Genomic DNA, 25,175 nt, shown 5'->3' on the forward strand with positions numbered 1-25,175 from the left:
GGCAAAACATCTTCGGCAATTGGTTTATGCAAAGCTAATCGCTTCGTCCGCCTAAGCAAGCGTAGGTGCTCTTAAAAATGCACTTGCAACGGTAACGTTTCTGTTAAAATTCACCGGTTGATGATCGCCAGAGATTGGGGTTATCCCTGATGTGGCTCAGAAACTCTATCAATTCTTCAGATTCTTCGGCTGTTAGATGACGCTCACCATAACCTGCATACATAAACAGTTTGCCCGGCTCTTCAAAAGCTATAAAGCCCATGTAATCAGGGTGAGTAATAAAATCATGCGGGATACCTGGCGCGTGGGGAGACGCTACGGATGGTAGCTTGCTTTTTCCATCCATAAAAACACTATAACTATAGCTGATGATGGGATGCCCGTCATGATATACAGACGTATCGGGAATAACTCTTACCGATAACCCGCTGCTCAATCTATAGTGAAGTGCCCGCATAATTGTTTAGATTTAAGCTATTTATTCTTCCGTAAGCAGATTCTCGGCAATCTGCTGCTGCTCATCCTGATTGAGCATATCACCTTCATACTGCCACTCTCCGGCCTGGTTTATGCTGATCGATCCCAGGTAATCCGGATTCTCATCATCGCTGATGTCATCGTTTACAGCTGGCATGCTATCGTCGGTAAATAACGTGGTGCCATCGTCCAGCGCATCTTTGTAAAGTTTAAACGTGCGGGTTTCCTGTTCGTTGCTTGCCTCTGTTAGCGGGGCGGCAATTACCTTACGCACACTACCATCGCCCTGTATGTAGGTAAACTGTTTAGGATTGATCATACGTTTTAACAATTAACTAACACTAAAGACAAATGGTCTGCGGCTTTGTTTGGCGCAGTTTACAGGCTCATTTAGTGTAATCGTCGGTCCGCAATTGTCAATCTTATTCCATGTTTTTAACCCGGCTGGTTGCATCAATCGGTTTATGCTATAGCTTAGATAAAAAATCTGCATCAATGGACTTACAACTGAAAAACAAAACTGCCCTGGTAACAGGCTCAACCGCAGGCATTGGCTATGCCATTGCCAAACAACTAGCTAACGAAGGAGCCATAGTAACCGTAAACGGCCGTACTGCCGAACGCGTAAATGCTGCCGTAGAACAAATAAAAAAAGACACCGGCAACACCCAGGTAAACGGCCTGATTGCCGATTTTGCCAAACCAGAAGAAATTGCCGAACTAATTCATAAGCTACCCGAAGTAGATATCTTAATTAACAATGTGGGCACCTTTGAGCCAAAAGCGTTTGCAGATATTACCGACGAAGATTGGCTGAGGTTTTATGAGATAAACGTAATGAGTGGTGTACGTCTGTCACGGGCCTATTTTAATGGGATGTTGCAGCGCAATTGGGGGCGCATCATTTTCATCTCCAGCGAATCTGCACTACAGATACCTACCGAAATGATTCATTACGGCATGACCAAAACAGCACAATTGGCCGTGGCCCGTGGCCTGGCCGAGCTGACCCGGTCTACCAATGTTACGGTAAATACGGTGTTGCCCGGCCCAACTCTGTCTGAAGGTGTTGGAGGTTTTGTAGAGAAACTGGGAGCCGACCAAAACAAAACCGTAGAGCAGGTGTCAGCAGAATTTTTCCAAACCATACGCCCCACCTCTCTAATTCAACGTTTTTTAAGTACCGATGAAATTGCCAATGTGGTAACATTCTTGTCCAGCCCGTTGGCATCTGCAACAAATGGTGCAGCTGTGCGTGCCGAGGGTGGTTTATTGAAGACGGCGGTGTAAGAGGGTTAAAATTTATTAGCCGTTATGTCATGCTGAGGAACGAAGCATCTCTGAGGATAGTCCTCTGGATTTGCATTAGAGATGCTTCGTTCCTCAGCATGACATGGCGGTCATTCACTCGCATCTTTTTGCGAGTAAACAAACCACAACTTTACAATCTCAATTTCCTTCATCTGCTTACCAACACATTTTTTTATCTTGCTGCATCAATTTAGAACCGCAGCCTAATGAAGGTTTTTAAAGCCATATTGTCTATTGCAGTTACCCTGTTGCTTATCTCCGCTTTGGAGTTCAAGTGGGGATCGCTGCCGCCTATTGCTCCGCTCATCAATCCTAATACCGGTTTCTGGCAAAATGCCGAAAGCAAGTATATTGATCACCAAAAAACATTGAAACTTGATGGCATTAAGGGCAAAGTGACCGTACAATATGACGAGAACATGGTGCCCCACATTTTTGCAGAGAACGAGCACGACCTATACTTTGCCCAGGGCTACATTACCGCTACCGACCGCCTGTGGCAGATGGATATCCAAACGCGCCAGGCCGCCGGCAGACTAAGCGAGGTGATTGGCCCGAAAACTTTGGAGATTGACCGCTACCACCGCCGCACCGGCATGGTTTACGCGGCAGAGCAAAGCCTTAAACTGGTAATGCAGGATCCGCGCAGTCGTGACATGGTTTTGGCTTATACCGAAGGGGTGAACGCCTACATCCATCAACTCTGGAAACGCGATTATCCGCTGGAGTTTAAACTGCTGGACTACCAACCTGAAGAATGGAAACCCATTAACTGTCTGCTGCTGCTTAAACTGATGACCGAAACGCTGGCCGGTCATACCGACGCCGCTGCCATGACCAACGTGCTCAAAAAATATGGCCTGGCAGTAGTTAAAGATCTTTATCCCGATTATCCTTTCCGCGAAAAGCCGATCATTCCCGAAGGTACGCCATGGAATTTCAAGCCGTTACAGCAGCCCAGACCGTCCACCAGTTACCTGGCGCAGACAGGGCAAGATGGCAAATATGTACCAAAACCCGAAGGTATTGGCAGTAACAACTGGGCCGTAGCGGGCAGCAAAACAGCCAGCGGCTACCCTATTCTGGCTAATGATCCGCATTTAGATATTACGCTGCCGTCAATTTGGTATCAGTTGCAATTATCAGCACCGGGGGTTAATGTGAACGGGGTGTCTATCCCGGGATCGCCCTGCGTTATCATCGGCTACAACAATAAGGTAAGCTGGGGCGTAACCAACGTAGGTGCAGATGTGCTTGATTTTTATAAGATTGATTTTAAAGATGCCACACGCAACCAGTACCGCTACGGTGATGGCTGGCGCACCACCACCAAACGCGTAGAAACAATTGGCGTGCGCGGTCAACATGCAATTATTGATACCGTTGTTTATACACACCAGGGGCCTATAGTTTATAACGATGCAACAGAGCGCCCTGCTATGTATGCCGATATACCCGTTAACTGTGCCATGCGATGGATTGCTTACGAGCCATCGGTAGATATTCTTTGCTTTTATCAGCTCAACCGTGCGCAGAATTATGACGATTACCGCAAGGCATTGACCAACTGGAGCGCGCCCGGACAGAATTTTATTTTTGCTGACGCGGATAAAGACATTGCCATCACCGTAAACGGCCGTTTCCCGCTTAAATACAAAGATCAGGGCAAGTTTATCCTTAACGGTGCCGACCCGGGCGATGACTGGCAGGGCTGGATTCCGTTTGAGCAAAACCCGACGGCCAAAAACCCAGTGCAGGGATACCTGACATCGGCCAATCAATCATCAACAGATCAAACCTATCCTTACTACCTTAACTGGAGCTTTGCGCCATACGAGCGTGGCAAACGCATTAATGACCGCCTCACTGCCATGACTCATGCTACTATAGACAGTATGCGCATCCTGCAAACCGATACTTACAGCATCTCTGCACAGAACACACTGCCGGCTATGATTGGTTACTTGAATACCAATAATCTTAATGCCACGGAGCAACATGCGCTGGATACATTGAAAAAATGGAACAAGCATTATGATGCCAGCTCTGTAGCAGCAACCATTATGGCCGCCTGGTGGCAGGATTTTTACACCAAGATTTGGGACGATAACTTCGACCTGAAAAAGAAAGTACTCTTCCCTCCTAACCGCGATCGTACGGTTGAGCTATTGCTGAAAGACCCTACCTCGCACTGGTTTGATGACATCCGCACGCGCCAAAAAGAAACCTGCGCCGATCTGGTGAACGCATCCTTCCGAGACGTGGTTAAAGGCCTGGTAAAACAACTTGGCCCGCAGAGCGATAAATGGCAATGGGGCCACGTTAACCCGGCACAGATTAACCACCTGACCCGTCAGGCTGGCCTGGGAACTGATATTTTTTATGCCGGAGGCATGGGCTCGGCCGTTAATGCATTGAACGACGGGCACGGGCCGTCATGGCGCATGGTAGTGCAAACCGGCCCGCAGATGCAGGGCTACGGTATTTACCCGGGCGGCGAGAGCGGCAATCCCGGCAGTTTTCATTATACAGATATGGTGCCTTACTGGCAAAAAGGCCAGCTGAAACCACTGTTATTCATGCAATCGGCTGATGAAAAATCAGATCGCATTAAAAAAACTTTAACCATTAGCAGCAAGTAAAATGTTATTTATCCTTATATTGATCCTCACACTCATCAGCGGCTTTATTACGCCTTGGTGGGCCATAGCCATTATTTGCTTTGTAATGGCTTTATATGCTGGCAAAAAACCTGCGCAGGCCTTTTGGTCGGGCTTTGGCGCGGTGTTTATTGTATGGACGGTGCTGGCGCTGGTAAAAAGTATCCCAAATGATCATTTGCTGGCAGCACGCATGGCTACGGTGTTCAATTTACCGCATTGGACCTTGTTATTATTTGTTGTATCTCTGGTTGGAGGATTGGTGGGCGGTATGTCGGCCTTATCGGGTTTCCTGGTGAGGCGTATAGTAATTAAATAACCCTCTATTAAATAATATTAACCAATGATGTTAAACCTGAATAACATTTATCCTGTAGTATCTCCCGCTCAATATTACTCGAAAGAGTGGGATTTGCCGCATTACAAATTACCCGATGCCGCCTTTATTTTAACATGGGTGGTGTTTGATGAAGAGGAAGCAGGGATGGAGTATTTGACGCGGGATGAATATCAATACCTGGCAAAAACCCATAAAGGCTGGCAGCAAAAAACCTTTGAAAACTTGCGCCAATCTTTGGCCGAAGATGAAAACTTTTTCACCCAATATCAGCTAAGTGATGACGGTCAGCGAATCATATTACTGGCGTTTATGCAGAACGACGGCATCGGCTCCAGCCGCATCCTGCTTTCTGAAGAATTAGAGGCCGCTTTTCCACACGGCTATTACCTGGCCTTTCCAGACAGATGCTGCGGACTGGTCATCTCAAAAGACGTTACCAACCCGGAGCTACAGGAGATTAGAAGCCTGGTAAGGCACATGTTTGAAACCGCCAACATCCCCATGTCTGACCAACTTTATGCATCCGAAGGGTTTACCGTACCCGGCAACTGGACACAACCGATAGATTACGTCCTTTCAAATTTGCTGGTTAGCGGAGTTTCCAAGTTGCGGGAGGCGTTGTAGAGGCGAATCTCGAACGACCGCCTTTATCTGTACTTGATTACATCTAAAGATATTTAAAAAATGACGAGTAGGTGTCACCCTGAGCACAGTCGAAGGGCGCGCTTGGGGCAACAGCACGGTGAAAGGCCACCGCACGTGTTTCGGCGGTGCTCTACATGATAAGTTAAAAAAGGATGTCATGCTGAGCCCCGTCGAAGCATGGTGGGGAGGCCTCTCCGCGCGAGTCTTCGACAAGCTCAGACTGACAGACTCTCGTTTGTTATTTCACTTTCATAGTCCCGCCGCAGGGATTCTATTACTCAACATGACACCCTTTTCTTGTCTTTTTTACTATAGTAGCTTATAGTGAATGCTGTTAATAGTATCCTAAAAATCCTTTAAATCTTATAAATCCTGGTTCAAGACTATAGCTTCGCCGTATCCCGCTCCACCTTGTGGATATTGGTGTTCAGGTAATCATCCTCTATCAAACCATCGCGCATGCGCACAATGCGGTGGGCGTGGCGGGCAATGTCTTCCTCGTGCGTTACCAGGATGATGGTATTACCTTTGGCGTGGATGTCTTCCAGCAGGCCCATAATTTCTATAGAGGTCTTGGTATCCAGGTTACCGGTAGGCTCGTCGGCCAGGATGATGGATGGATCATTAATCAGTGCGCGGGCCACAGCCACACGCTGGCGCTGACCGCCTGAAAGCTCGTTAGGTTTATGATCCATACGATGCTCCAACCCTACATTGGTAAGTGCAGCCTCGGCACGTTTTTTACGATTTTCTTTATTAATACCTGCATAAATAAGCGGCAGGGCCACATTATCGAGCGCGGTATTGCGCGGTAGCAGGTTAAAAGTTTGAAAAACAAAACCAATCTCGGCATTGCGCACCTCGGCCAGCTGACCATCGGTCATACGGCTCACGTCAATACCGTTCAAAACATATTGGCCCTTGGTGGGCGTATCCAAACAACCCAGAATATTCATCAAGGTTGATTTACCTGAGCCAGAGGGGCCCATCAGCGCCACAAATTCACCTTTATTGATAGTAAGCGTAACCGATTTAAGCGCGTGGATTACCTCCGCACCTATTACATATTTTCGCCCGATATCTTTAATGGTTATTAATGGCTCCATGCAGTTTTTATTGGTTGGACGACGGATACCCGGGTTTGTTACATTTTTTGTCCAAAAGTCTGTAAGTCCGTAAGTCCGCAAGAAATTCTTTTACTTTCCGTCTTACGGTCTTTCGGACTCGACTCCTCTTTACCCAATCACCTTCGCCACGTGGAAAAAGTCGGCATCCTTGTCGGGCGCGTTAAACAGGGCTTCTTCGTGGGTAATGGGGTGTTTCACTACGTCTTCGCGCAGCACGTTGATGCCGTTGCTCATGTACACCAGGGGCTCAACAGCACTGGTATCCACCTCGTTCAGCTTGTCCATAAAATCAAGGATCTTGTTCATATCCTTTATCATCTCCTGTTTTTCTTCGCCGGTTAGTTCCAGGCGAGACAGGTGCGCAATCTTTTCAACGGTATCCTGATCTATGTTCATATCTCGTTTTCCAGTTTGTGTTTCATCAGGCTGTAAACCTCATCTTTCAGTTTATCAGCATCATCTATAGTTAAATGTGCGGTTTCAATTGGTTTGTGTATGTATATGTTGCATACACCGGGGCGACTGCCCAGCTGATCACCACTATCCCACAACACCTTCCATATATCTGGCGAAGTTACGGGAATGATTGGTATTTTCAACGCTATTGCCAACCTGAACGGCCCATTTTTAAACGGAATCAGTTGCGGTGGGTAATGATCTGCTATGGCTCCTTCAGGAAAGATAACCATTGTGGTGCCATTTTTCAAGCGTTCTTCAGCTTTTTTAAAGGCGCGGAACGAGGAAATATTACTCTCCCGGTTTACCGGAATATCCACCGTTTTAAAGAAAATACGGGTAACCGGGTTATCCAGCAACTCATCTTTCCCTAAAAAAGCATAGTTGTTTTTGATGAGGATGTTCTGCGCGTTGATATCCAGGTTTGAGGTATGGTTTGGGCAGATGATATAGGTACGGCTCCAGTCAATCTTCGTTTCAAAATGAAATTTATAAAAGATACCCGCCAACGCCGATGACACAAATGAAACCCTGCCCCTCAGTTTATTAAGCACCGGATAACGCTCCGGCTTGCGCGAGTAATAATAGAATAGCGGCCACAGCAAAAAGAAAACCAGGATAACAAAGCCCTGATATACCAGCGAGTGGGCACGCTTCAATATACGTTTCATCACCTCCAAAAATATAAAAATTACTTACTTTCGCCTCCATTATGGAAACTGTTGTTAGTGGTATCCGGTCTACCGGTAAATTACATTTAGGGAATTATTACGGAGCAATTCAGAACTTCGTAAAGATGCAGCACGAGTATAATTGCTACTTTTTTATAGCCGATCTGCACTCGCTCACCACGCACCCTACCCCTGGCGATCTGCACGGCAACGTAAAACAGGTGCTGGTAGAGTACCTGGCTGCCGGGATTGATCCAGAGCAAGCTACCATTTACATCCAGAGCGATGTAACCGAAATTGCTGAGCTATACCTGTACCTTAACATGAACGCCTATCTGGGCGAGCTGGAACGTGCTACCTCTTTTAAAGACAAAGTGCGCGCCAATCCGGATAACGTTAACGCCGGCCTGCTTACCTACCCGGTACTGATGGCTGCAGATATCATTATCCATAAAGCTACCAAAGTGCCTGTGGGTAAAGATCAGGAACAACACCTGGAAATGGCCCGCACTTTTGGCAACCGTTTTAACCGTTTATACAATAACGAATACTTCCCTGAGCCTTATGCCTTTAGCTTTGGCGAGAGCCTGGTAAAAATCCCCGGATTGGATGGCAAGGGCAAAATGGGCAAATCTGAAGGCGAGGCCAATGCCGTATACCTGTCAGACCCACCTGAAGTGATTCGCAAAAAAGTAATGCGTGCCGTTACCGATGGCGGCCCGACCATAGAGAACCAGGAAAAACCGGTTGAAATTCAGAACCTGTTTGACCTGATGAAAGTAGTATCAACCCAGGATACGCACGACCATTTTAACGATCTGTACAACAAAATGCAGATCCGTTACGGTGATCTGAAAAAGCAACTGGCCGAAGATATGATCATCGCTACCACTCCTATCCGCGACCGTATTAACGATATAGCTGCCGATACTGAGTACCTGCGCCGTGTAGCCCGTCAGGGTGCTGATAAGGCCCGTGAGAGCGCCCGCAGAACAATTAATGATGTGCGGGAGATTATTGGGTTTAGGAAATTCTAATGAACCAGGATTAAACGAATTTTTAAGATTTACAGGATTTGATTAGACGATTGATTTTAAGGGTCGATTTTAGAAAAAATCCTGAAAATCTTAAAAATTCGTTTAATCTTAGTTCCGATTTTCTAATTTAGAAAATCAGACAAAACTCTAACGGATGCACATAGCTATTGTAGGAAATATAGGCGCCGGCAAAACTACTTTGACCGAGCTGCTGGCAAAAAATTATGGATGGGAACCGCTTTATGAGGCGGTAGATAACAACCCCTACCTGGAAGATTTTTACAGCGACATGAAACGCTGGAGTTTTAACCTGCAGATCTATTTCCTCAATAGCCGTTTCCAGCAGATTGTTGACATTCAGAAAGGCAACCGCAATATTTTGCAGGATCGTACCATTTATGAGGATGCCTTCATTTTTGCAGAAAACCTGCACGATATGGGCCTGATGACCAGTCGCGATTATGAAAATTATCGCGCCATTTTTGATAACATCACCTCGTTCATCAAACCGCCCGATCTGTTAATCTACCTTAAAGCATCGGTACCTACGCTGGTGAACAACATTCAGCGCCGTGGCCGCGAGTACGAAATTGGCATCCGCATTGACTATCTCTCAAAACTAAACGAGAAGTATGACAAATGGATAAAAGGCTACAACCTGGGTAAACTGCTGGTTCTGGATAAAGACAATCTTGATTTTGCCAATAACCCCGAAGATCTGGGTAACATTATCCAGATGGTGGAACGCGAGATTAACGGGCTGTTTTAGTACGACATCTAAATCATAATTAATAAATGATGAAAAAGTATTTCATCATATTTATTGCTTTAGCACTTTGTGCTTGCCAATCCGATACCCATCAGTTAGATATTGGCCGGTTTACGATTAACGTACCTAAAGAATGGGTATTTAAACCCTTACAAACGTTTGACTCATTCGCGGGTGAAATTAATGGGCCTAATGTTAGTTTGAATTTTGACTGTAGTTATCATGGATTTGCTAATCATCTTTTGCAAACAGAGCAAGAGTACTTAGCTGGAGAGCGCTGGTGGGATGATCGCTACTTCATGAAGGATGATGTTATTTATACCAATAACTCACCTGTTACTATAAAAGGCGTAAGGGCTGATGAAATGAAAAAGCGAGGAATAACAGATACCTCATTAGTAAAAGTTGAAGGCTACCCTCAATATCAGGCAAAAAAAGTAATTCATCGTCCCACATTTGTACAACACAAGCAGTTCCCTGACGCTGATTATATTGCAGATGCAACTTATCGCGATAGCACTATATTTATCCCCATAACTATTCCCAACGAAATAAAAGCGCACCACATTCAATTGGATAGCGACGCACTTTATGTGTACAAAACCATTTGGCCGAAGGTTACCGGCAAGGGCATGACAGGTATTTATATCCATGGTCGTTCATCTGATTTTAATTTCCAAATGGGGGGCATTAATCTCTCGGCTCAAAACCAAGCTTTGGCTTTACAAGCCTTTAAAACCATAAAATTTAAGAAATGAAAATACTCGGCATCATCCCCGCACGCTATGCATCAACACGTTTCCCCGGCAAACCACTGGTTGATATTGATGGTAAAACTATGATCCAACGTGTGTATGAGCAGGCAAAAAAGTGCAGCACTCTGGCTGATGTATTTGTAGCCACGGATGATCAGCGCATTTATGACCACGTGCTGAGCTTTGGCGGCAAGGTGGTGATGACCTCAGACCAGCACCCCAGCGGTACCGACCGTTGTGCCGAGGTAGCCGCACAGCACCCGGAGTATGAGGTGGTGATTAATATTCAGGGCGATGAACCCTATATCGACCCAGAACAGATCAGCAAGCTTACCGCCTGCTTTGCAGAACCAGGCACACAACTGGCCACGCTCATCAAACAAATTGACACTACAGAAGAATTGTACAACTTTGCCACCCCAAAGGTGATCATCAATAAAAACTGGGAGGCTATTTACTTTTCGCGTTCGCCAATTCCGCATGTGCGCGGGCAGGAGCCGCAGCATTGGCTTTACCACAATACTTATTACAAACACATTGGTATTTACGGCTATAAAAGCGATGTATTACAGCAAATTACTAAGTTACCGGTATCATCATTAGAAAAAGCCGAAAGCCTGGAACAGCTACGCTGGATAGAGAACGGCTATCGCATCAAAGTAGCCGAAACCGATCTGGAAACCTTTGCAGTAGACATTCCGGCTGATCTGGATAGATTGAAGAAACACCGATAAAACCTTTCACAATGAAACCCAAAGCCTTACCAATCACATTGTTACTACTTGCGGCATTTAACGTTCATGCCCAGAAAAAAGATTATATCATCAATACCAAAGGAGATACCATCTGGTGCAATATTAGCAATCCGTTGCTAAGCAAAATAAAATACACTACAGCCGACGGGCAGAGTGCTACTGTCACTACAGAAACAGTTAGTGAGTACTACTGCATCGGCAAAAAAATACGCCGCCGCGCAGTATACGTAGAAAATAAAACTGAACCTGAATTCTTAACCGTGTTGGAGAATGGTTCCATCAGTCTTTATGAGGCAGTGGCCACCAATTACAACGGCATCTCTGGAAGTTCTGTAACCGTTTGGTTCATAAGCAAAGACTCCGATCAGGCAGACCTGATCAAAACCAGCGGGGCAATCATCGGCAAATCAGAAAAAGACCTTAAAGACACGCTTGCAGATATGCTGAAAGACAAGAAAGAAATTTACGACGCCTACATTACCGAAGATAAATTCAGCTTTAAACAGATCCAAAAACTGGTGCATTGGTATAATACCGGTGAAAAAAACTGATAGATAAAGCCAAACAGCGGCACAAAAAAAACCACTATCATCTATGAAAACCTTAACCCTATCGCTAGCCTTGCTTTTTGCAACGGCTATAGCTGTGCACGCGCAGCAAAACGATTACATAGTTAACACCCACGGCGACACCGTAAAATGCAAGATCACCAAACCGTTTCTTGGCGGCCCCAGGTACACCATAGGCGACTTCTCTGACAAGATTACCACCAGTGATGTAGCAGCCTATTATCAGTCAAAAGAGCATACTATGGTGCGTGCCGTATACACCGGCAACAGCAAAAGACCAACATTTATGGTAGTAATTGAAGATGGCCCAATTACCTTATATGAGGATGTAAACACTTACTACAATGCAGGCACCGGTGTATCTACCAGCACCAGAAACTGGTTTTGGAGCCAAAAAAGCTCTAACCAGGCAGAACCACTCAAAACCAGCGCTTTGTCTATAGGTAGTAAATCAAGAGAAGAGCGCATGCATGATTTTGCCGAACTATTGCGGGAGAAGCATGAAATTTATGAGGCGTTCATTTCCCAAAAAAGTTTCAGCTTTAATCAGATTCAAAAACTGGTGCATTGGTATAATACCGGCGAGAAAATGGATTGATCCTTCCCAACAAAAAACATCATAGAATTCAGAAAAACGGCGGAATACAATTAGGTATACCGCCATTTTTGTTTTGCTAAACCCATGTTAATACCCCTTATCAAGCTAACAATCAGTCACTTTTCCACATTTAAAATTCACCCGGCCAAATCCGCCATTTTTTCCTACTTTTGTATCCCGTACACAAACGAAATTTATGACCAAATACATCTTTGTTACGGGCGGCGTAACCTCGTCGTTAGGAAAAGGTATTATATCGGCCTCACTGGCCAAACTTCTCCAGGCGCGTGGCTACCGCGTAACTATCCAAAAATTCGATCCTTACATTAATATTGACCCGGGAACGCTGAACCCTTACGAGCATGGCGAGTGCTATGTGACCGAGGACGGCGCCGAAACCGATTTGGACCTGGGCCACTATGAGCGCTTTTTGAATGTGCCTACATCACAGGCCAACAACATTACTACCGGTCGCATTTATCAAAATGTAATTAACCGCGAGCGCGAAGGAGCATTTTTGGGTAAAACCGTACAAGTAGTACCCCACATTACCGATGAGATTAAACGCAACGTACGCCTGCTGGGCGAAAACGGCGAGTATGACATCGTGATCACCGAGATTGGTGGTACCGTGGGCGATATCGAGTCGCTGCCGTTTGTGGAAGCCGTTCGCCAGTTCCGCTGGGAAGAAGGCAGCAGCAACTCGCTGGTAATTCACCTTACGCTTATTCCTTTCCTGGCCGCCGCGGGCGAGTTGAAAACGAAACCAACCCAGCACTCGGTAAAAATGCTGCTGGAGTATGGTATTCAACCTGATATTCTGGTTTGTCGTACCGAGCACCACGTTAACCAGGAGCTGCGTAAAAAAATCGCTCTGTTCTGTAACGTAAATATCAATGCGGTAATCGAGTCTATCGATGCGCCAACCATTTATGACGTTCCGCTGCTGATGCTGCGTGAGCAGTTGGACAAAACCGTATTGGCCAAATTAAAACTGCCAACCAAAAACGAGCCAAACCTGGAAAGCTGGAAAGACTTCCTTGGTCGCCTCAAAAACCCAACAGCCGAAGTTCGTATAGGCCTGGTAGGTAAATATGTAGAACTGCCTGACGCTTATAAATCAATCATCGAGGCATTTATACACGCCGGCGCTAAAAACGAGTGCAAGGTAAAAGTAATCACCATCCAATCTGGCCAGTTAACTACCGAGAACGCGGTTGAAAAACTACGTGGCCTGCATGGCGTACTGGTTGCTCCAGGCTTTGGCGAGCGTGGTTTTGAAGGCAAAATTGAAGCTATCCGCTATGTGCGCGAGAACAATATTCCGTTCTTCGGTATCTGTTTAGGTATGCAATGCGCAGTTGTTGAATACGGCCGCAACGTATTGAATTTGCCTGATGCCAACAGCACCGAGATGAACCCGGAAACTCCAAACCCGGTTATCTCGATCATGGAAGATCAGAAAAACGTGACCAACATGGGCGGAACCATGCGTTTGGGCGCTTATCCGTGCGATCTGAAGAAAGGCACCAAAGCTCATCACGCCTACGGAAAAACCCACATCAGCGAGCGTCACCGCCATCGTTACGAGTTTAATAATGAGTACTTTAAGGCTTACGAGGACGCCGGTCTGGTTATGTCGGGCATTAATCCGGAGAACAATCTGGTTGAGGTGATCGAACTGAAAAACCACCCTTATTTTATCGGTGCACAGTTCCATCCTGAATTAAAATCAACTGTTGCTAATCCTCACCCACTTTTTGTTAACTTTGTCGCCGCTTCGCTGGCCTATAGCCGCAAGAATTAATTGTACGATAAATAGATAATGGATAAAAATACTTATACCGGATTTTTCATGATTCTGGTTATCCTCGTTGGTTTTTCATTCTGGATGAACCATACCAACAAAGAGGAACTTGCAAAACAACACAAGCAACACACAATCGATTCGCTTAACCGTATCGATTCTTTAAAACAGGCTAAACTGGCAGTTAAAGTTGCTCCGGGCGAAAAACCTGTGATAGACTCGGCTGTATTAAAAAGTCCTTTTGGTGCTGCAACCATGGGTTCAGAGCAACTGGTTACTTTAGAAAATGCTGACCTGCGTGTTAAACTGAGCACCCGCGGCGGTAAAGTTTATTCGGTTGAACTGAAAAACTACAAAACCTTCGACAAAAAACCGCTGATCTTGTTTGATGGCAGCAGCAACCACTTCGGTCTTAACCTGAACGCTGCTGGCAAAAGCATCAATACAGACAAACTGTACTTTACCCCAAGCGCACCAAGCCTAACGGTTAACGGTAAAGACAGCAGCAGCCTGACCATGCGTTTAAGCTACAGCCCAACACAGTATATTGATTATATATACTCATTGAAAGGCGAAGGCAACAAACTGGAACTGAGCATTAAACCAACCGGCCTTGACGACGTTGTTGCCAGCACCAACTCGGTTAACCTGCAATGGACAGCTACCCTGCGCAAACAGGAGAAGGACATGAAGCTGGAGCGTCAATACTCTACCGTTTATTTTAAAAATAGCGATAACGATGTTGACTACCTGAGCGTTGGTAAAGATGATAACAAAACCATCAACGATAAAAAGCTGCAGTGGTTCTCGTTCAAACAGCACTTTTTCTCTAACGTGCTGATCTCTAAAGCGGGCATGAGCAATGCCAACTTATCGGTAGCTATCAACCCTAATGATACAGCCAACGTAAAATCCATGACTGCCAGCGTAACGCTGAACAAGGATAATTCTGGCGCCGTTCCGATGGAGTTTTACTTCGGCCCTAACCGTTTTAAAACCCTGCAGGCACAAGGTTATGACCTGGAAAAACAGGTTGACTTAGGTTGGGGTCCATTAAAATACATCAACCGCTTTGCTACGCTGCCGGTATTTAACGTACTATCCAGCTTTAACTGGAACTACGGTTTAATTATCCTGGCGCTAACAGTGATTCTGAAACTGGTACTGTCGCCGTTAACCTATAAATCATACCTGTCTATGGCTAAAATGCGTGTGCTGAAGCCGGAGATGGACGAGATTAAAGCTAAAGTTGGCGAAGACAACCCTACCCTGTTACAACAGGAGTACATGAAGTTGTACAAAAAAGCCGGTGTAAATCCGCTGGGCGGCTGTTTGCCAATGTTGCTGCAAATGCCTATTGTTATTGCGTTCTTCCGCTTCTTCCCAAGCTTATTTGAGCTGCGCGGACAAAGCTTCTTGTGGATGCACGATTTATCAACTTATGACTCGGTAATTAAATTTGGCACCAGCCTGCCATTCCTGGGCGATCACATCAGCTTGATGTGTTTGCTGATGACCATCTCAACCCTGATCTATACTTACTTTAACAACCAAATCTCGGGCGCTACCGGTCAGATGAAATATATTGGTTACGTTACGCCAATCATCTTCCTGGGTGCACTGAACGGCTATCCGGCAGGTTTGAACTATTACTACTTCCTGGCCAACATGTTCACCTTCCTGCAGCAGTTCCTGATTCGCCAGATGGTGGATGACAAAAAGATCCACGCGCAGATCCAGGAAAACAAAAAGAAACCAGAAGACGCCACAAAAAAGAAGAAATCAGGTTTCCAGGCCCGTATGGAAGAGATGATGCGCCAGCAACAACAAGCGCAACAAGCAAAGGGAAAAAAATAATTTAAAAATTAGTTTTTCTCACTTGATATTTAAAGGCTGCCCATTGGCGGCCTTTTTTGTTTCTTCTTATCTTAGTTCGATGACTTTTAACTATAAGGATTATTCTATTCTACTTACTCAAGAGTATAACGATGCGCCTTTATCAAAGGGCAATCTAAAGAATTATACGCGTAGTTATCAAAGTTCTCCTGAGTATGAAGCATCAACAATATATGGCATAAGTATTTTCAAAGACAAGAAAGAAATAGCAAATGCTGTTATTCTAGAATCAGGAGGCGCTACACAACTTAACCCCCACTCTTATTTGATCAAGGAAGATGTACTCTTTATAACTTGCTCTAATCAGATTTATGCTTTACAAATCCCTACGTTAAGTTTGATATGGCGACTCGAACCTGAATTTGCCACTTGCTTTGAAATACACGATTTTAAAGGCGATATATTAATCTGGGGTGAAACAAGTATCTCCAGAATTACATCTGACGGCACCATAAAATGGGGATTTAGCGCAAGAGATATTTTCGTAACTCTTGACGAAAGCCCGGCATTTGAAATTGACGGGGACCAAATTCTGCTTACAGACTGGCAGGGCTTTAAATACTGTCTAAATGCAGACGGTAAAGAAATCTCATTGTAACATTTCAACTTTCTGACTTCCCGACTTGCGGACTTTCTGACTATTTCACTAACTTTGTTAGCAATGTACGCCATTGTCGATATTGAAACTACGGGCAGCCACGCCAGCGCAAACGGTATTACCGAAATTGCCATTTGCATCCACAATGGAGTGGAAGTTGTAGAGCGTTTCGAATCGTTGATTAATCCCGGTCGGGAGATCCCTGTATTTATCCAGGCATTAACGGGGATTGATAATGAAATGGTGTCTACTGCCCCACCTTTTAGACAAGTAGCCGCGCGCGTACATGAACTGCTGAAAGACAAGATCTTTGTTGCTCACAACGTCAACTTTGATTACTCGTTTGTACGTCATCACCTGGCCGATGCGGGTTTTGAGCTGAACTGCAACAAGCTATGTACGGTACGTCTGGGCAGGAAGATTTTACCGGGCATGCCCTCTTACAGCCTGGGCAAACTCTGTCGGCATTTAGGCATTGATAACGAGGGCCGGCACCGCGCCATGGGCGATGCTGCGGCTACTGCTAAACTTTTCTCTTTACTGTTAGGAAGCGACACCGGAAATCATATTAAAAGTGCTTTAAAGCAACGCTCTAAAGAACAACAACTGCCGGCCAATCTCCCAAAGGCTGATGTAGACCAACTACCCTTGGTACCTGGCGTCTATTACTTTCACGATCAGAAAGGGAAGGTAATTTACGTAGGCAAGGCGGTAAATATCCGTAAGCGTGTACTCAGTCATTTCAGCGGGAATAACCCTAACCGGCAGCGTCAGGAGTTTCTGCGCAACATTTTTCATATCACCTATCAGGAGTGTGGTACCGAGCTGATGGCTTTTGCTTTGGAAGCCGTAGAAATTAAACGTTTGTGGCCAGCTTACAATCGCTCGCTTAAACGCTTTGAACAAACGTTTGGCATATATGCGTTTGAAGATCAGCGCGGCTACATTCGTTTGGCGGTTGATAAACAGCGCAAGCATAGCCAAACGGTTTATACCTGCCGGTCGCTAACCGAAGGCTATAACCTGCTTAATCAGTTGGTAGAAGAGTTTGAGCTTTGTCCTAAACTGTGCTTCATCCAAAAAAATAACGAAACCTGCAACGGCAAACACGGCGAGAACTGCGCCTGTGGTGGCCATGAAACAGCAGATCGCTACGCCCAGCGCGTTGGCGATGCGCTGCGTAATTTCAAAGCCCAGCTACCTACCATAGCTATCCGTGATCGTGGTCGCACGTATGAAGAACACAGCTGTCTGCTGATAGAAAATGGTCGTTTTTTTGGCATGGGCTATATTCCTCATGATGCAGAGATTGACAATCTGGATGATCTGAAATCGCACCTGAAACCCCACTTTGATAACGGATACATCCTCAACATGGTGTTGACGCATGCCGAAAGACATCCATTCAAGATTGTGAATTTTAGGACCGAGGTGTTAGTTTGATCTATAATCAGACTTACGAAGTTTAAGGCAGATACAAAGCATTAAAAAAAAACAAAAGAGCCAAGAAATCGATATTCCTGGCTCTTGACTCTATATTCTTGATTCTTACTAGATACTAAATAACTCCCGCTTTCTCCAGCTCTTCCGCCATCTGTTGTTGCAGCTTCAGGGCTTCGGCACGGGCAGCTTCGGCAAAGTCTTCACCGTTACTGGCATAGATAATTGAGCGAGAGGCATTAACCAGCAAACCGCAGTCTTTATTCATACCGTATTTGCATACTTCTTCCAGGCTGCCACCTTGTGCGCCCACTCCCGGCACTAACAGGAAGTTATCCGGAGCGTACTGACGGATGTTGGTGAACTCGGTGCTTTTAGTTGCACCAACCACAAACATCAAACGGTCGGCACCTGCCCAGGTGTTGGCTTTTTTAATAACCGCTTCGTACAAGTGACCATCATTGGTATCCAGGTATTGAAAATCTTTACTACCAACCGACGAGGTGAGCGCCAGGATAATTACCCACTTACCCTCGTAAGCCAGGTAAGGCGTAACGCTGTCATTACCCATATAAGGTGTAACGGTAATGGCATCGAAGTCCATACCTGATGATGCTTTATCGAAGAAAGTGCGGGCGTATTTGTCGGACGTATTGCCAATGTCGCCGCGTTTTGCGTCTATAATATTAAGCGTATCCTTTGGCAGGTAATTGCAGGTGTTTATTAAACTTTGCAGGCCTTTAATACCATAGGCCTCATAAAAGGCCGAGTTTGGTTTATAGGCCACGCACAAATCGGCAGTGGCATCTATAATACGTTTGTTAAACTCAAAGATCGGGTCTTCATGATCTCGCAGAAATGCAGGTATTTTATTAATATCGGTGTCCAGGCCAACACATAAAAATGATTTTTTTTGTTTGATCTGGCTAATGAGTTGCTGATGGGAAAGCATAGGGACAGAAATATTTTTCGGTTCAAAAAAACTAAAAATTATCTGCTTCTGTTATAGTAATTAGATATTTTGTTAAAAAATTTGAAAATAAAAATTAAATAACTACACTTGTGCCGTTATTTCCTTTGAAATTTTTCTTGCACTAAAGAAACAATTTTAAATTCCACGTTTTTATTAACAGAATAAACAAGGTTAGCCGTTGTTGTTTGTGCAAATTTTTCAGATAAAATTTCTCCATACCATTTAAAAGATTCTTTTGAATTATTAATTCACCACATGTCTGATACTAACGAATTGAACGATAAACTCGTTTCAGAACTGCGCGAAATAGCCAAAAGTTTAGGCGTTGCCGAAGCTGATGAATTGCGCAAACCCCAACTAATTATCCGTATTGTAGAACAGCAACAACTTATTGAAGCCGCTCGTGCACAGCAAGTTGTTCTTCAAAGCAATTACGCCGAAATAAATACCCCTGCCCCTGCCGAAGCTGATGACAAACCACGCAAACGTACCCGCATGGTAAAAGGCAAAGCAGCCGCCCCTAAAGCTGAAGTTCCCCTGGATGATGCCAACCTGTTTGATATATCGGAAGAAGATGACGATATGCCGCCAGCTATTGCAGATGAAGATGAAATTCCGGCAGTTGCAGCAGCCCCACAGGAAGAAGCCGTTGAAACCAGCGAGCCAGTGGCACGCCAGGTAGAAGCGCCGGCAGAGCCACGCCAGAAATTTGAGCGTCGCAACAATCAAAATCAGCCGCAGCAACAGTCAAAACAGCAGGAGCCTGCTATCAATCTTGACTTTGATAACGTTATTGTAAATGAGGGCGTTCTGGAAATTATGCCTGACGGTTACGGTTTCCTCCGTTCGTCTGACTATAATTACCTCACCTCTCCGGATGATATCTACGTATCACAATCGCAGATCAAACTATTTGGTTTGAAAACCGGCGACACTGTGCGCGGCAGTATCCGCCCGCCAAAAGAAGGCGAAAAATACTTCCCGCTGGTGCGTGTGGAAGCCATTAACGGCCGTATCCCGGCCGAAGTGCGTGACCGCGTGCCTTTTGACCACCTGACACCGCTGTTCCCTTCAGAACGCATTAACCTGTTTACTGATCCAAGCAACCATTCAACCCGTATTATGGACCTGTTTGCCCCTATCGGTAAAGGCCAGCGCGGCTTGATTGTGGCTCAGCCTAAAACCGGTAAAACCATGCTGCTGAAGGATGTGGCCAACGCTATTGCTAAAAACCACCCTGAAATATACCTGATCATCCTGCTGATTGATGAGCGCCCTGAAGAGGTGACCGATATGGCCCGCAGCGTACGCGCCGAGGTTATCGCATCAACCTTTGATGAGCCGGCAGACCGCCACGTAAAGATTGCCAACATTGTGCTTGAGAAAGCTAAACGTATGGTAGAGTGCGGTCATGATGTGGTGATTCTGCTTGACTCTATTACCCGTTTGGCCCGCGCTTATAACACCGTGGCTCCGGCATCAGGCAAAATCTTGTCGGGTGGTGTGGATGCCAACGCGTTGCACAAGCCAAAACGCTTCTTCGGTGCTGCCCGTAATATTGAAGACGGCGGCTCATTAACCATCATCGCAACTGCATTGACCGAAACCGGATCTAAGATGGATGAGGTGATCTTTGAAGAGTTTAAAGGTACTGGTAACATGGAGCTACAGCTGGACCGCAAGCTTTCAAACAAACGTATCTTCCCGGCTATCGATCTTACTGCATCGAGTACCCGCCGAGACGATTTGCTGCTTGACCGTGATACCCTGCAGCGTGTTTGGATTCTGCGTAATCACCTGGCCGATATGAACTCGCAAGAGTCTATGGAGTTCCTGCAAACGCAGATCCGTGGTACCAAAAGCAACGAGGAGTTCCTGGTTTCAATGAACTCTTAGTCGTAATAATATTTAATGCAAAAGGGAAAGGCTTAGCTGTCTTTCCCTTTTTTATACCCAATAGGCACAATGCTGCTCATAAAATAACGTTTGGTTTAAAAACAGCCTGATTTTTAATGAGCGGTTCATCCAACGTTGATAAATTCTTGGTAACTTCGCCGTCAATGAGGAAGCGTGTACAACGACATGTCCCCAATGCCATTACCTGCGCTAATCTATTCAGCGGCTGCGTGGGCATTGTACTTACCCTTAGTGATCAACCAAATAGCATGCACCTGGGTGCTTATTGCATCTTCCTTGCAGCTATTTTTGATTTTTTTGATGGTTTCGCATCGCGCGTGCTTAAGGCTACCACGGGCATAGGTAAAGACCTGGACTCGCTGGCTGATATGGTGAGTTTTGGCGTATTACCTGCCGTTATTCTGTTTGAGTTCTTTAAACAATCGCACCAGATCCCGCACATCAGCACCTATTTAAATTACGTGGCGTTCCTGATCCCGGTGTTCTCTGCCCTGCGTTTGGCTAAATTTAATATCGACACCCGCCAGGCCGAAAAATTTATTGGCCTGCCAACACCGGCAAATGCCATCCTGATCGCGTCGTTCCCGCTCATTCATGAGCATCATAATACTTTTTATTCAAACTACATCACCAACCCCATTATTTTGGCAGTTTTTACCATCGTGATGTGTACCTTATTGGTGGCAGAATTACCGCTGCTATCGCTTAAATTTAAGAATGCCGATTTTCAGGAAAATATTTACCGCTATTTATTGCTGCTATTTTCGGCTATTCTGATACTATTTTTTAAATTTGCGGCCGTACCGGTAATTATTTTCCTGTACATCGTATTATCAATTATCCAATTCAAGATAGACAATGACAAAGTTTCAGGCTGAAATTGACGTAATGCCCAAAAAAGAGATCTTAGACCCACAAGGTAAAGCCGTAACCGGCAGTATGAAAAACCTGGGGTTGCCTGAAATTGAAAACGTACGCATAGGCAAACACGTATCACTGCAAGTTGAAGCTGCTACCGAAGCAGAAGCCAGCGAAAAAGTGGACAAAGCCTGCAAAAGCTTACTGGCTAACCTGATTATGGAAAGCTACAGCTTTACCCTGCACGCTGTTTAAGATTTTAGCTTTTAACGTAAATGATGTCATCCCGAACGAATGTGAGGGATCTTTTCGATAATGCTTCCCGATGTGTCGCTCCGAAAAGATCCCTCCCTTTGGTCGAGATGACATACTTTTATAATTGCGTAAGCTGACCGATGTGTTAGACCTGACTATGCTCGGCATTCTAGCTACCGACATTTTGCTCCGCACGGAGCATTCTAAAAGATCTAATGATTACGATGGAGCGAGCAGATTTAATCGCTCCATTTCTATTTTCAGAGATTCGGCATCTCTCCTCTCCAGACCTCCTGTCCTCCCGACTTCCCGACTTTCGGACTCGTTCTACAGCAACGCTGCTTTCTCAGCTTTAATCCGCGCCAGCTCTACCAGGTTGTTGCTAACGGTTTCTTTTACCCAGGCAAATTTGGTTTTGATAGTTTCAGGATCTTGTCCGCCGGTTTTGCAGGCTAACTCTACCTCCTGTATAGTTGACTGGCTTTGCAGCATACCGAAGAAACCCAGGTTTGGTTTCAGTTTGTGAGCAAAACCACCGGCAGCGGCCCAATCGCCTGCGGCAATGGCATCGGTAATGCTGGTAAGTAGCTCAGGCGTTTGCTGAAGGAACATATCTATCGAGTCTACTAAAAACTCGTTGCTGCCATCGGCAATTTCATAAAGAAAAGTAAGGTCAAGGTCCTGTTCAGCCATAACGTTTGGGATATTTTAGATCAAATTTATAACTTTTTAACAACCAAGCAATCGTTCAGATTGTTTTTGAGTTGCACAATGGTTTGGTTTAAAACCGGATGGTGTAAGTTGGGGGCAATTTCAACCAACGGCTCCAATGTAAACCGCCGGTTATGCAATTGCGGATGTGGCACGGTTAAGCCAGGCTCATGCATAATGGCATCACCATAAAACAGAATATCAATGTCAATAGAACGGGCGCCCCATTTTACCTCACGCTTGCGGCCCATCTGCTGTTCTATACTCAGCACACGGTTCAGTACATCACGGGCCGGCATATCGGTTTGCAGCAATAAAACCTGGTTCAGATAATCGGGCTCATCGGTTTTACCCCAGGCCCCGGTTTCATAAACTGATGATGCTTTGAGTACGGGCGCAATGGTTTGAGCAATGTGACCGGCAGCTTCTTTCAGCAGATCGTGCCGCTCGCCCATGTTGCTGCCCAGCAGCAAAAAAACATCAACCATGTTGTAACAATTATTATAGACCGCGCTCTTAACGGTATTACGAGCGTGAATGATTAAGTTTGCATAGTTAAACAGTTTATATTTTTTAATGAAACAATTTTTCAAATTTGTGCTGGCCACCATGTTAGGCGTGTTCTTGGTAACGGTGGTGTTGGTGGTTATTTCTATCGCTATAATTGGTGGCCTGATCAACGCTGCCGGTAACGATAAAGATGTTACTGTTGAAAACAACTCGGTGCTACGCATCTCGTTCAAAAATGCCATCCCGGAGCGTACCCCAAACAATCCGCTGGCCGGGTTGAACTTTTTGGGATTGGACGGCGACAAATCTATCGGTCTGAACGACATCCTGGCCGACATTAAAAAAGCCAAAACTGACAATAAGATCAAAGGTATTTTCCTTGACGAAAGCTACATGCTCTCGGGCCAGGCCACTACCGAGGAGATCCGCAATGCACTGATAGACTTTAAGAAATCAGGCAAATTCATCATCGCCTACTCTGAAATTTATACCCAAGGCTTTTACTACCTGGCTTCGGTAGCCGATAAGGTTTACCTTAACCCCACCGGTATCTTCGAATTCCGGGGCTTTAGTCAGGAGATCACCTTCCTGAAAGGCACACTAGATAAACTGGGGATTGAGGCACAGGTAATTAAAGTGGGCACCTACAAAAGCGCTGTTGAGCCTTTTGTGCTCGACAAAATGAGCGATGCCAACCGCGAGCAGGTAAACTCTTACCTCGGCTCATTATATGATCATTTCTTAGGAGGCATTGCCGCACAACGTAAACTGAATAAAGACTCATTGTACAACGTGGCCAACAACATGCTGGTGCAACAGCCTGAAGACGCCCAGAAATACAAACTGATTGACGGCCTAAAATATAAAGACGAAATACTGGCCGACCTGAAACAGCGCGCCGGCGCCAAACAAGGCAAACTTCATTCGGTTGATATTGAGGACTATACCAGGAGCAAATCTGGCGACAAGGACGATAGTGACGACGATAAAAGTTCGTCAGACAATCGCATAGCCGTGGTTTACGCTTCGGGCGAGATCAACGGTGGCGAGGGCACCGACAACAGCATCGGCTCTGAACGGATTTCTAAAGCGCTGCGTCAGGTGCGCGAAGACAAACGCGTCAAAGCCGTGGTTTTCAGAGTAAATTCACCTGGCGGTAGCTCGTTGGCATCAGACGTGATCTGGCGCGAGGTTGATCTGACCCACAAAGTAAAACCCATCATGATTTCTATGGGCGATTATGCGGCATCAGGCGGTTACTACATCTCCTGCGCAGCCGACTCGATCTTTGCCGAGCCCAATACCATCACTGGCTCTATCGGCATCTTTGCCATATTGCCCAATATGAAAAAACTATTTAACGACAAGCTGGGTGTTACTTTTGACGGCGTAAAAACCGGCAAATATGCAGATCTGGGTGATGTAAGCCGCCCGCTTAGTCCGGAAGAGCGCGCTATTCTGCAAAATCAGGTGAATCGTGGTTATGATGATTTCACCAAACACGTAGCCGAAGGCCGCCATAAAACACAAGCTTATATTAACAGCATTGGTCAGGGCCGCGTGTGGACCGGCACCCAAGCGTTAAAATTGGGATTGGTTGACCGTCTTGGCAATATTAACGACGCTGTAGAGTCAGCTGCAAAAAAAGCCAAGTTGAAAGATTACAAGCTGGTTTATTATCCCGAACAAAAAAGCTTCTTTAATAAAGTAGGATCAAGCTTAAGCGCCGAGATGAAAACCCGCGCCGTAAAAAGTGAACTTGGTGAAAACTATCGCTATTACGAGCAAGTAAAAAGCATGACGCAGATGATACGTACACCACAGGCAAGGATGCCGTTTGAGATTGTGATTAAGTAGTGTAAGCGTGGACGCTTACAGCTATTATAGATTCAAGCGAGGACGCTTGAACCAGCCGCAAAGAAAAACAAGAAAGTCGCTCAAAGAGCGACTTTCTTGTTTTAAACACTAGCCCGGTCAAGCGTCCACGCTTGACCGAAACAAAAGCTTTTAGCGTCCACGCTAAAACCCTCGCACAAAAAA

The 25,175-nt window shown here is 45.5% G+C and carries 26 protein-coding genes; 18 read left to right on the forward strand and 8 right to left on the reverse strand.

Annotation, left to right across the window (positions count from 1 at the left end; all coding sequences use genetic code 11):
* Positions 1-103: 103 nt before the first annotated feature.
* The gene (locus tag ABZR88_RS13800; RefSeq protein WP_146166456.1) at positions 104-457 is read right to left on the reverse strand and encodes a hypothetical protein; all 354 of its coding nucleotides are present in this window, start codon (positions 455-457) and stop codon (positions 104-106) included.
* Between the two features lie 21 nt (positions 458-478).
* Positions 479-796 (reverse strand): hypothetical protein, encoded by a 318-nt coding sequence (locus tag ABZR88_RS13805; RefSeq protein ID WP_107826773.1) that lies wholly within the window; start codon positions 794-796, stop codon positions 479-481.
* A gap of 176 nt (positions 797-972) precedes the next feature.
* On the opposite strand from ABZR88_RS13805, the gene ABZR88_RS13810 reads away from it, so the two are divergent.
* The 4 genes from ABZR88_RS13810 to ABZR88_RS13825 all read left to right on the forward strand — a co-directional run bounded on the left by ABZR88_RS13810 (position 973) and on the right by ABZR88_RS13825 (position 5,412).
* Positions 973-1,767 carry an SDR family NAD(P)-dependent oxidoreductase gene (locus tag ABZR88_RS13810; RefSeq protein ID WP_107827113.1) on the forward strand — a complete coding sequence of 265 codons (795 nt, stop codon included), beginning with the start codon at positions 973-975 and terminating at the stop codon, positions 1,765-1,767.
* 227 nt (positions 1,768-1,994) lie between these two features.
* On the forward strand, positions 1,995-4,430 hold the full coding sequence (locus tag ABZR88_RS13815) for a penicillin acylase family protein (RefSeq protein WP_107826772.1): 2,436 nt from the start codon (positions 1,995-1,997) through the stop codon (positions 4,428-4,430).
* A gap of 1 nt (position 4,431) precedes the next feature.
* Positions 4,432-4,767: a hypothetical protein gene (locus ABZR88_RS13820; protein ID WP_107826771.1), complete on the forward strand. Its 336-nt coding sequence runs from the start codon at positions 4,432-4,434 to the stop codon at positions 4,765-4,767.
* Between the two features lie 24 nt (positions 4,768-4,791).
* Positions 4,792-5,412, forward strand: a complete 621-nt coding sequence (locus ABZR88_RS13825; protein ID WP_107826770.1) for a hypothetical protein — start codon at positions 4,792-4,794, stop codon at positions 5,410-5,412.
* 404 nt (positions 5,413-5,816) lie between these two features.
* Here the strand turns inward: ABZR88_RS13825 and ABZR88_RS13830 are convergent, their stop codons facing one another.
* From ABZR88_RS13830 to ABZR88_RS13840, 3 genes are all read right to left on the reverse strand, one after another.
* The gene (locus ABZR88_RS13830; protein ID WP_107826769.1) at positions 5,817-6,539 is read right to left on the reverse strand and encodes an ABC transporter ATP-binding protein; all 723 of its coding nucleotides are present in this window, start codon (positions 6,537-6,539) and stop codon (positions 5,817-5,819) included.
* 129 nt (positions 6,540-6,668) lie between these two features.
* Positions 6,669-6,956, reverse strand: coding sequence for an Asp-tRNA(Asn)/Glu-tRNA(Gln) amidotransferase subunit GatC (gene gatC / locus ABZR88_RS13835; protein WP_107826768.1), 288 nt, complete (start codon positions 6,954-6,956; stop codon positions 6,669-6,671).
* Positions 6,953-7,687 (reverse strand): 1-acyl-sn-glycerol-3-phosphate acyltransferase, encoded by a 735-nt coding sequence (locus ABZR88_RS13840; RefSeq protein WP_107826767.1) that lies wholly within the window; start codon positions 7,685-7,687, stop codon positions 6,953-6,955. Before ABZR88_RS13840 ends, gatC begins: the two co-directional genes overlap by 4 nt.
* A 41-nt stretch (positions 7,688-7,728) precedes the next feature.
* Here ABZR88_RS13840 and trpS point away from each other — a divergent pair, with 41 nt between their 5' ends.
* The 10 genes from trpS (at position 7,729) to ABZR88_RS13890 (ending at position 17,914) form a co-directional block, all read left to right on the forward strand.
* A complete protein-coding gene (gene trpS, locus ABZR88_RS13845; RefSeq protein ID WP_107826766.1) occupies positions 7,729-8,724 on the forward strand; it encodes a tryptophan--tRNA ligase in 996 nt (331 codons plus the stop codon).
* 154 nt (positions 8,725-8,878) lie between these two features.
* Positions 8,879-9,493 carry a deoxynucleoside kinase gene (locus ABZR88_RS13850; protein WP_107826765.1) on the forward strand — a complete coding sequence of 205 codons (615 nt, stop codon included), beginning with the start codon at positions 8,879-8,881 and terminating at the stop codon, positions 9,491-9,493.
* 26 nt (positions 9,494-9,519) lie between these two features.
* Positions 9,520-10,251, forward strand: a complete 732-nt coding sequence (locus ABZR88_RS13855) for a hypothetical protein (protein ID WP_107826764.1) — start codon at positions 9,520-9,522, stop codon at positions 10,249-10,251.
* Positions 10,248-10,982: a 3-deoxy-manno-octulosonate cytidylyltransferase gene (gene kdsB / locus ABZR88_RS13860; protein WP_107826763.1), complete on the forward strand. Its 735-nt coding sequence runs from the start codon at positions 10,248-10,250 to the stop codon at positions 10,980-10,982. The genes ABZR88_RS13855 and kdsB overlap by 4 nt, the downstream gene beginning before the upstream one ends.
* An 11-nt stretch (positions 10,983-10,993) precedes the next feature.
* Positions 10,994-11,554, forward strand: coding sequence for a hypothetical protein (locus tag ABZR88_RS13865; protein ID WP_107826762.1), 561 nt, complete (start codon positions 10,994-10,996; stop codon positions 11,552-11,554).
* Positions 11,555-11,597: 43 nt separating this feature from the next.
* On the forward strand, positions 11,598-12,170 hold the full coding sequence (locus ABZR88_RS13870; protein ID WP_107826761.1) for a hypothetical protein: 573 nt from the start codon (positions 11,598-11,600) through the stop codon (positions 12,168-12,170).
* A 196-nt stretch (positions 12,171-12,366) separates the two neighbouring features.
* The gene (locus ABZR88_RS13875) at positions 12,367-13,977 is read left to right on the forward strand and encodes a CTP synthase (RefSeq protein WP_107826760.1); all 1,611 of its coding nucleotides are present in this window, start codon (positions 12,367-12,369) and stop codon (positions 13,975-13,977) included.
* 18 nt (positions 13,978-13,995) lie between these two features.
* On the forward strand, positions 13,996-15,834 hold the full coding sequence (gene yidC / locus ABZR88_RS13880; RefSeq protein WP_107826759.1) for a membrane protein insertase YidC: 1,839 nt from the start codon (positions 13,996-13,998) through the stop codon (positions 15,832-15,834).
* 79 nt (positions 15,835-15,913) lie between these two features.
* Positions 15,914-16,471 (forward strand): hypothetical protein, encoded by a 558-nt coding sequence (locus ABZR88_RS13885; protein ID WP_107826758.1) that lies wholly within the window; start codon positions 15,914-15,916, stop codon positions 16,469-16,471.
* A 63-nt stretch (positions 16,472-16,534) separates the two neighbouring features.
* Entirely contained in the window at positions 16,535-17,914 is a 1,380-nt protein-coding gene (locus ABZR88_RS13890; protein WP_107826757.1) for an exonuclease domain-containing protein, read from the forward strand.
* Between the two features lie 115 nt (positions 17,915-18,029).
* On the opposite strand, the gene pyrF is transcribed toward ABZR88_RS13890, so the two are convergent.
* Positions 18,030-18,863, reverse strand: a complete 834-nt coding sequence (gene pyrF / locus ABZR88_RS13895) for an orotidine-5'-phosphate decarboxylase (protein WP_107826756.1) — start codon at positions 18,861-18,863, stop codon at positions 18,030-18,032.
* Positions 18,864-19,139: 276 nt separating this feature from the next.
* Here pyrF and rho point away from each other — a divergent pair, with 276 nt between their 5' ends.
* From rho to purS, 3 genes are all read left to right on the forward strand, one after another.
* Complete coding sequence (gene rho, locus ABZR88_RS13900) at positions 19,140-20,780, forward strand: transcription termination factor Rho (protein WP_107826755.1); 1,641 nt, start codon at positions 19,140-19,142, stop codon at positions 20,778-20,780.
* Positions 20,781-20,896: 116 nt separating this feature from the next.
* Positions 20,897-21,679 carry a CDP-diacylglycerol--serine O-phosphatidyltransferase gene (pssA, locus tag ABZR88_RS13905; protein WP_245916978.1) on the forward strand — a complete coding sequence of 261 codons (783 nt, stop codon included), beginning with the start codon at positions 20,897-20,899 and terminating at the stop codon, positions 21,677-21,679.
* A complete protein-coding gene (purS, locus tag ABZR88_RS13910) occupies positions 21,660-21,914 on the forward strand; it encodes a phosphoribosylformylglycinamidine synthase subunit PurS (RefSeq protein ID WP_107826754.1) in 255 nt (84 codons plus the stop codon). The genes pssA and purS overlap by 20 nt, the downstream gene beginning before the upstream one ends.
* Before the next feature lie 327 nt (positions 21,915-22,241).
* Here the strand turns inward: purS and ABZR88_RS13915 are convergent, their stop codons facing one another.
* The gene (locus ABZR88_RS13915) at positions 22,242-22,607 is read right to left on the reverse strand and encodes an Hpt domain-containing protein (RefSeq protein WP_107826753.1); all 366 of its coding nucleotides are present in this window, start codon (positions 22,605-22,607) and stop codon (positions 22,242-22,244) included.
* Positions 22,608-22,633: 26 nt separating this feature from the next.
* Entirely contained in the window at positions 22,634-23,113 is a 480-nt protein-coding gene (gene folK, locus ABZR88_RS13920; RefSeq protein ID WP_107827111.1) for a 2-amino-4-hydroxy-6-hydroxymethyldihydropteridine diphosphokinase, read from the reverse strand.
* A gap of 88 nt (positions 23,114-23,201) precedes the next feature.
* On the opposite strand from folK, the gene sppA reads away from it, so the two are divergent.
* On the forward strand, positions 23,202-24,992 hold the full coding sequence (gene sppA, locus ABZR88_RS13925) for a signal peptide peptidase SppA (RefSeq protein ID WP_107826752.1): 1,791 nt from the start codon (positions 23,202-23,204) through the stop codon (positions 24,990-24,992).
* Positions 24,993-25,175: the final 183 nt, after the last annotated feature.

Origin of the sequence: Mucilaginibacter yixingensis, from assembly GCF_041080815.1 — a bacterium.
Classification (GTDB): Bacteria; Bacteroidota; Bacteroidia; order Sphingobacteriales; family Sphingobacteriaceae; genus Mucilaginibacter; species Mucilaginibacter yixingensis.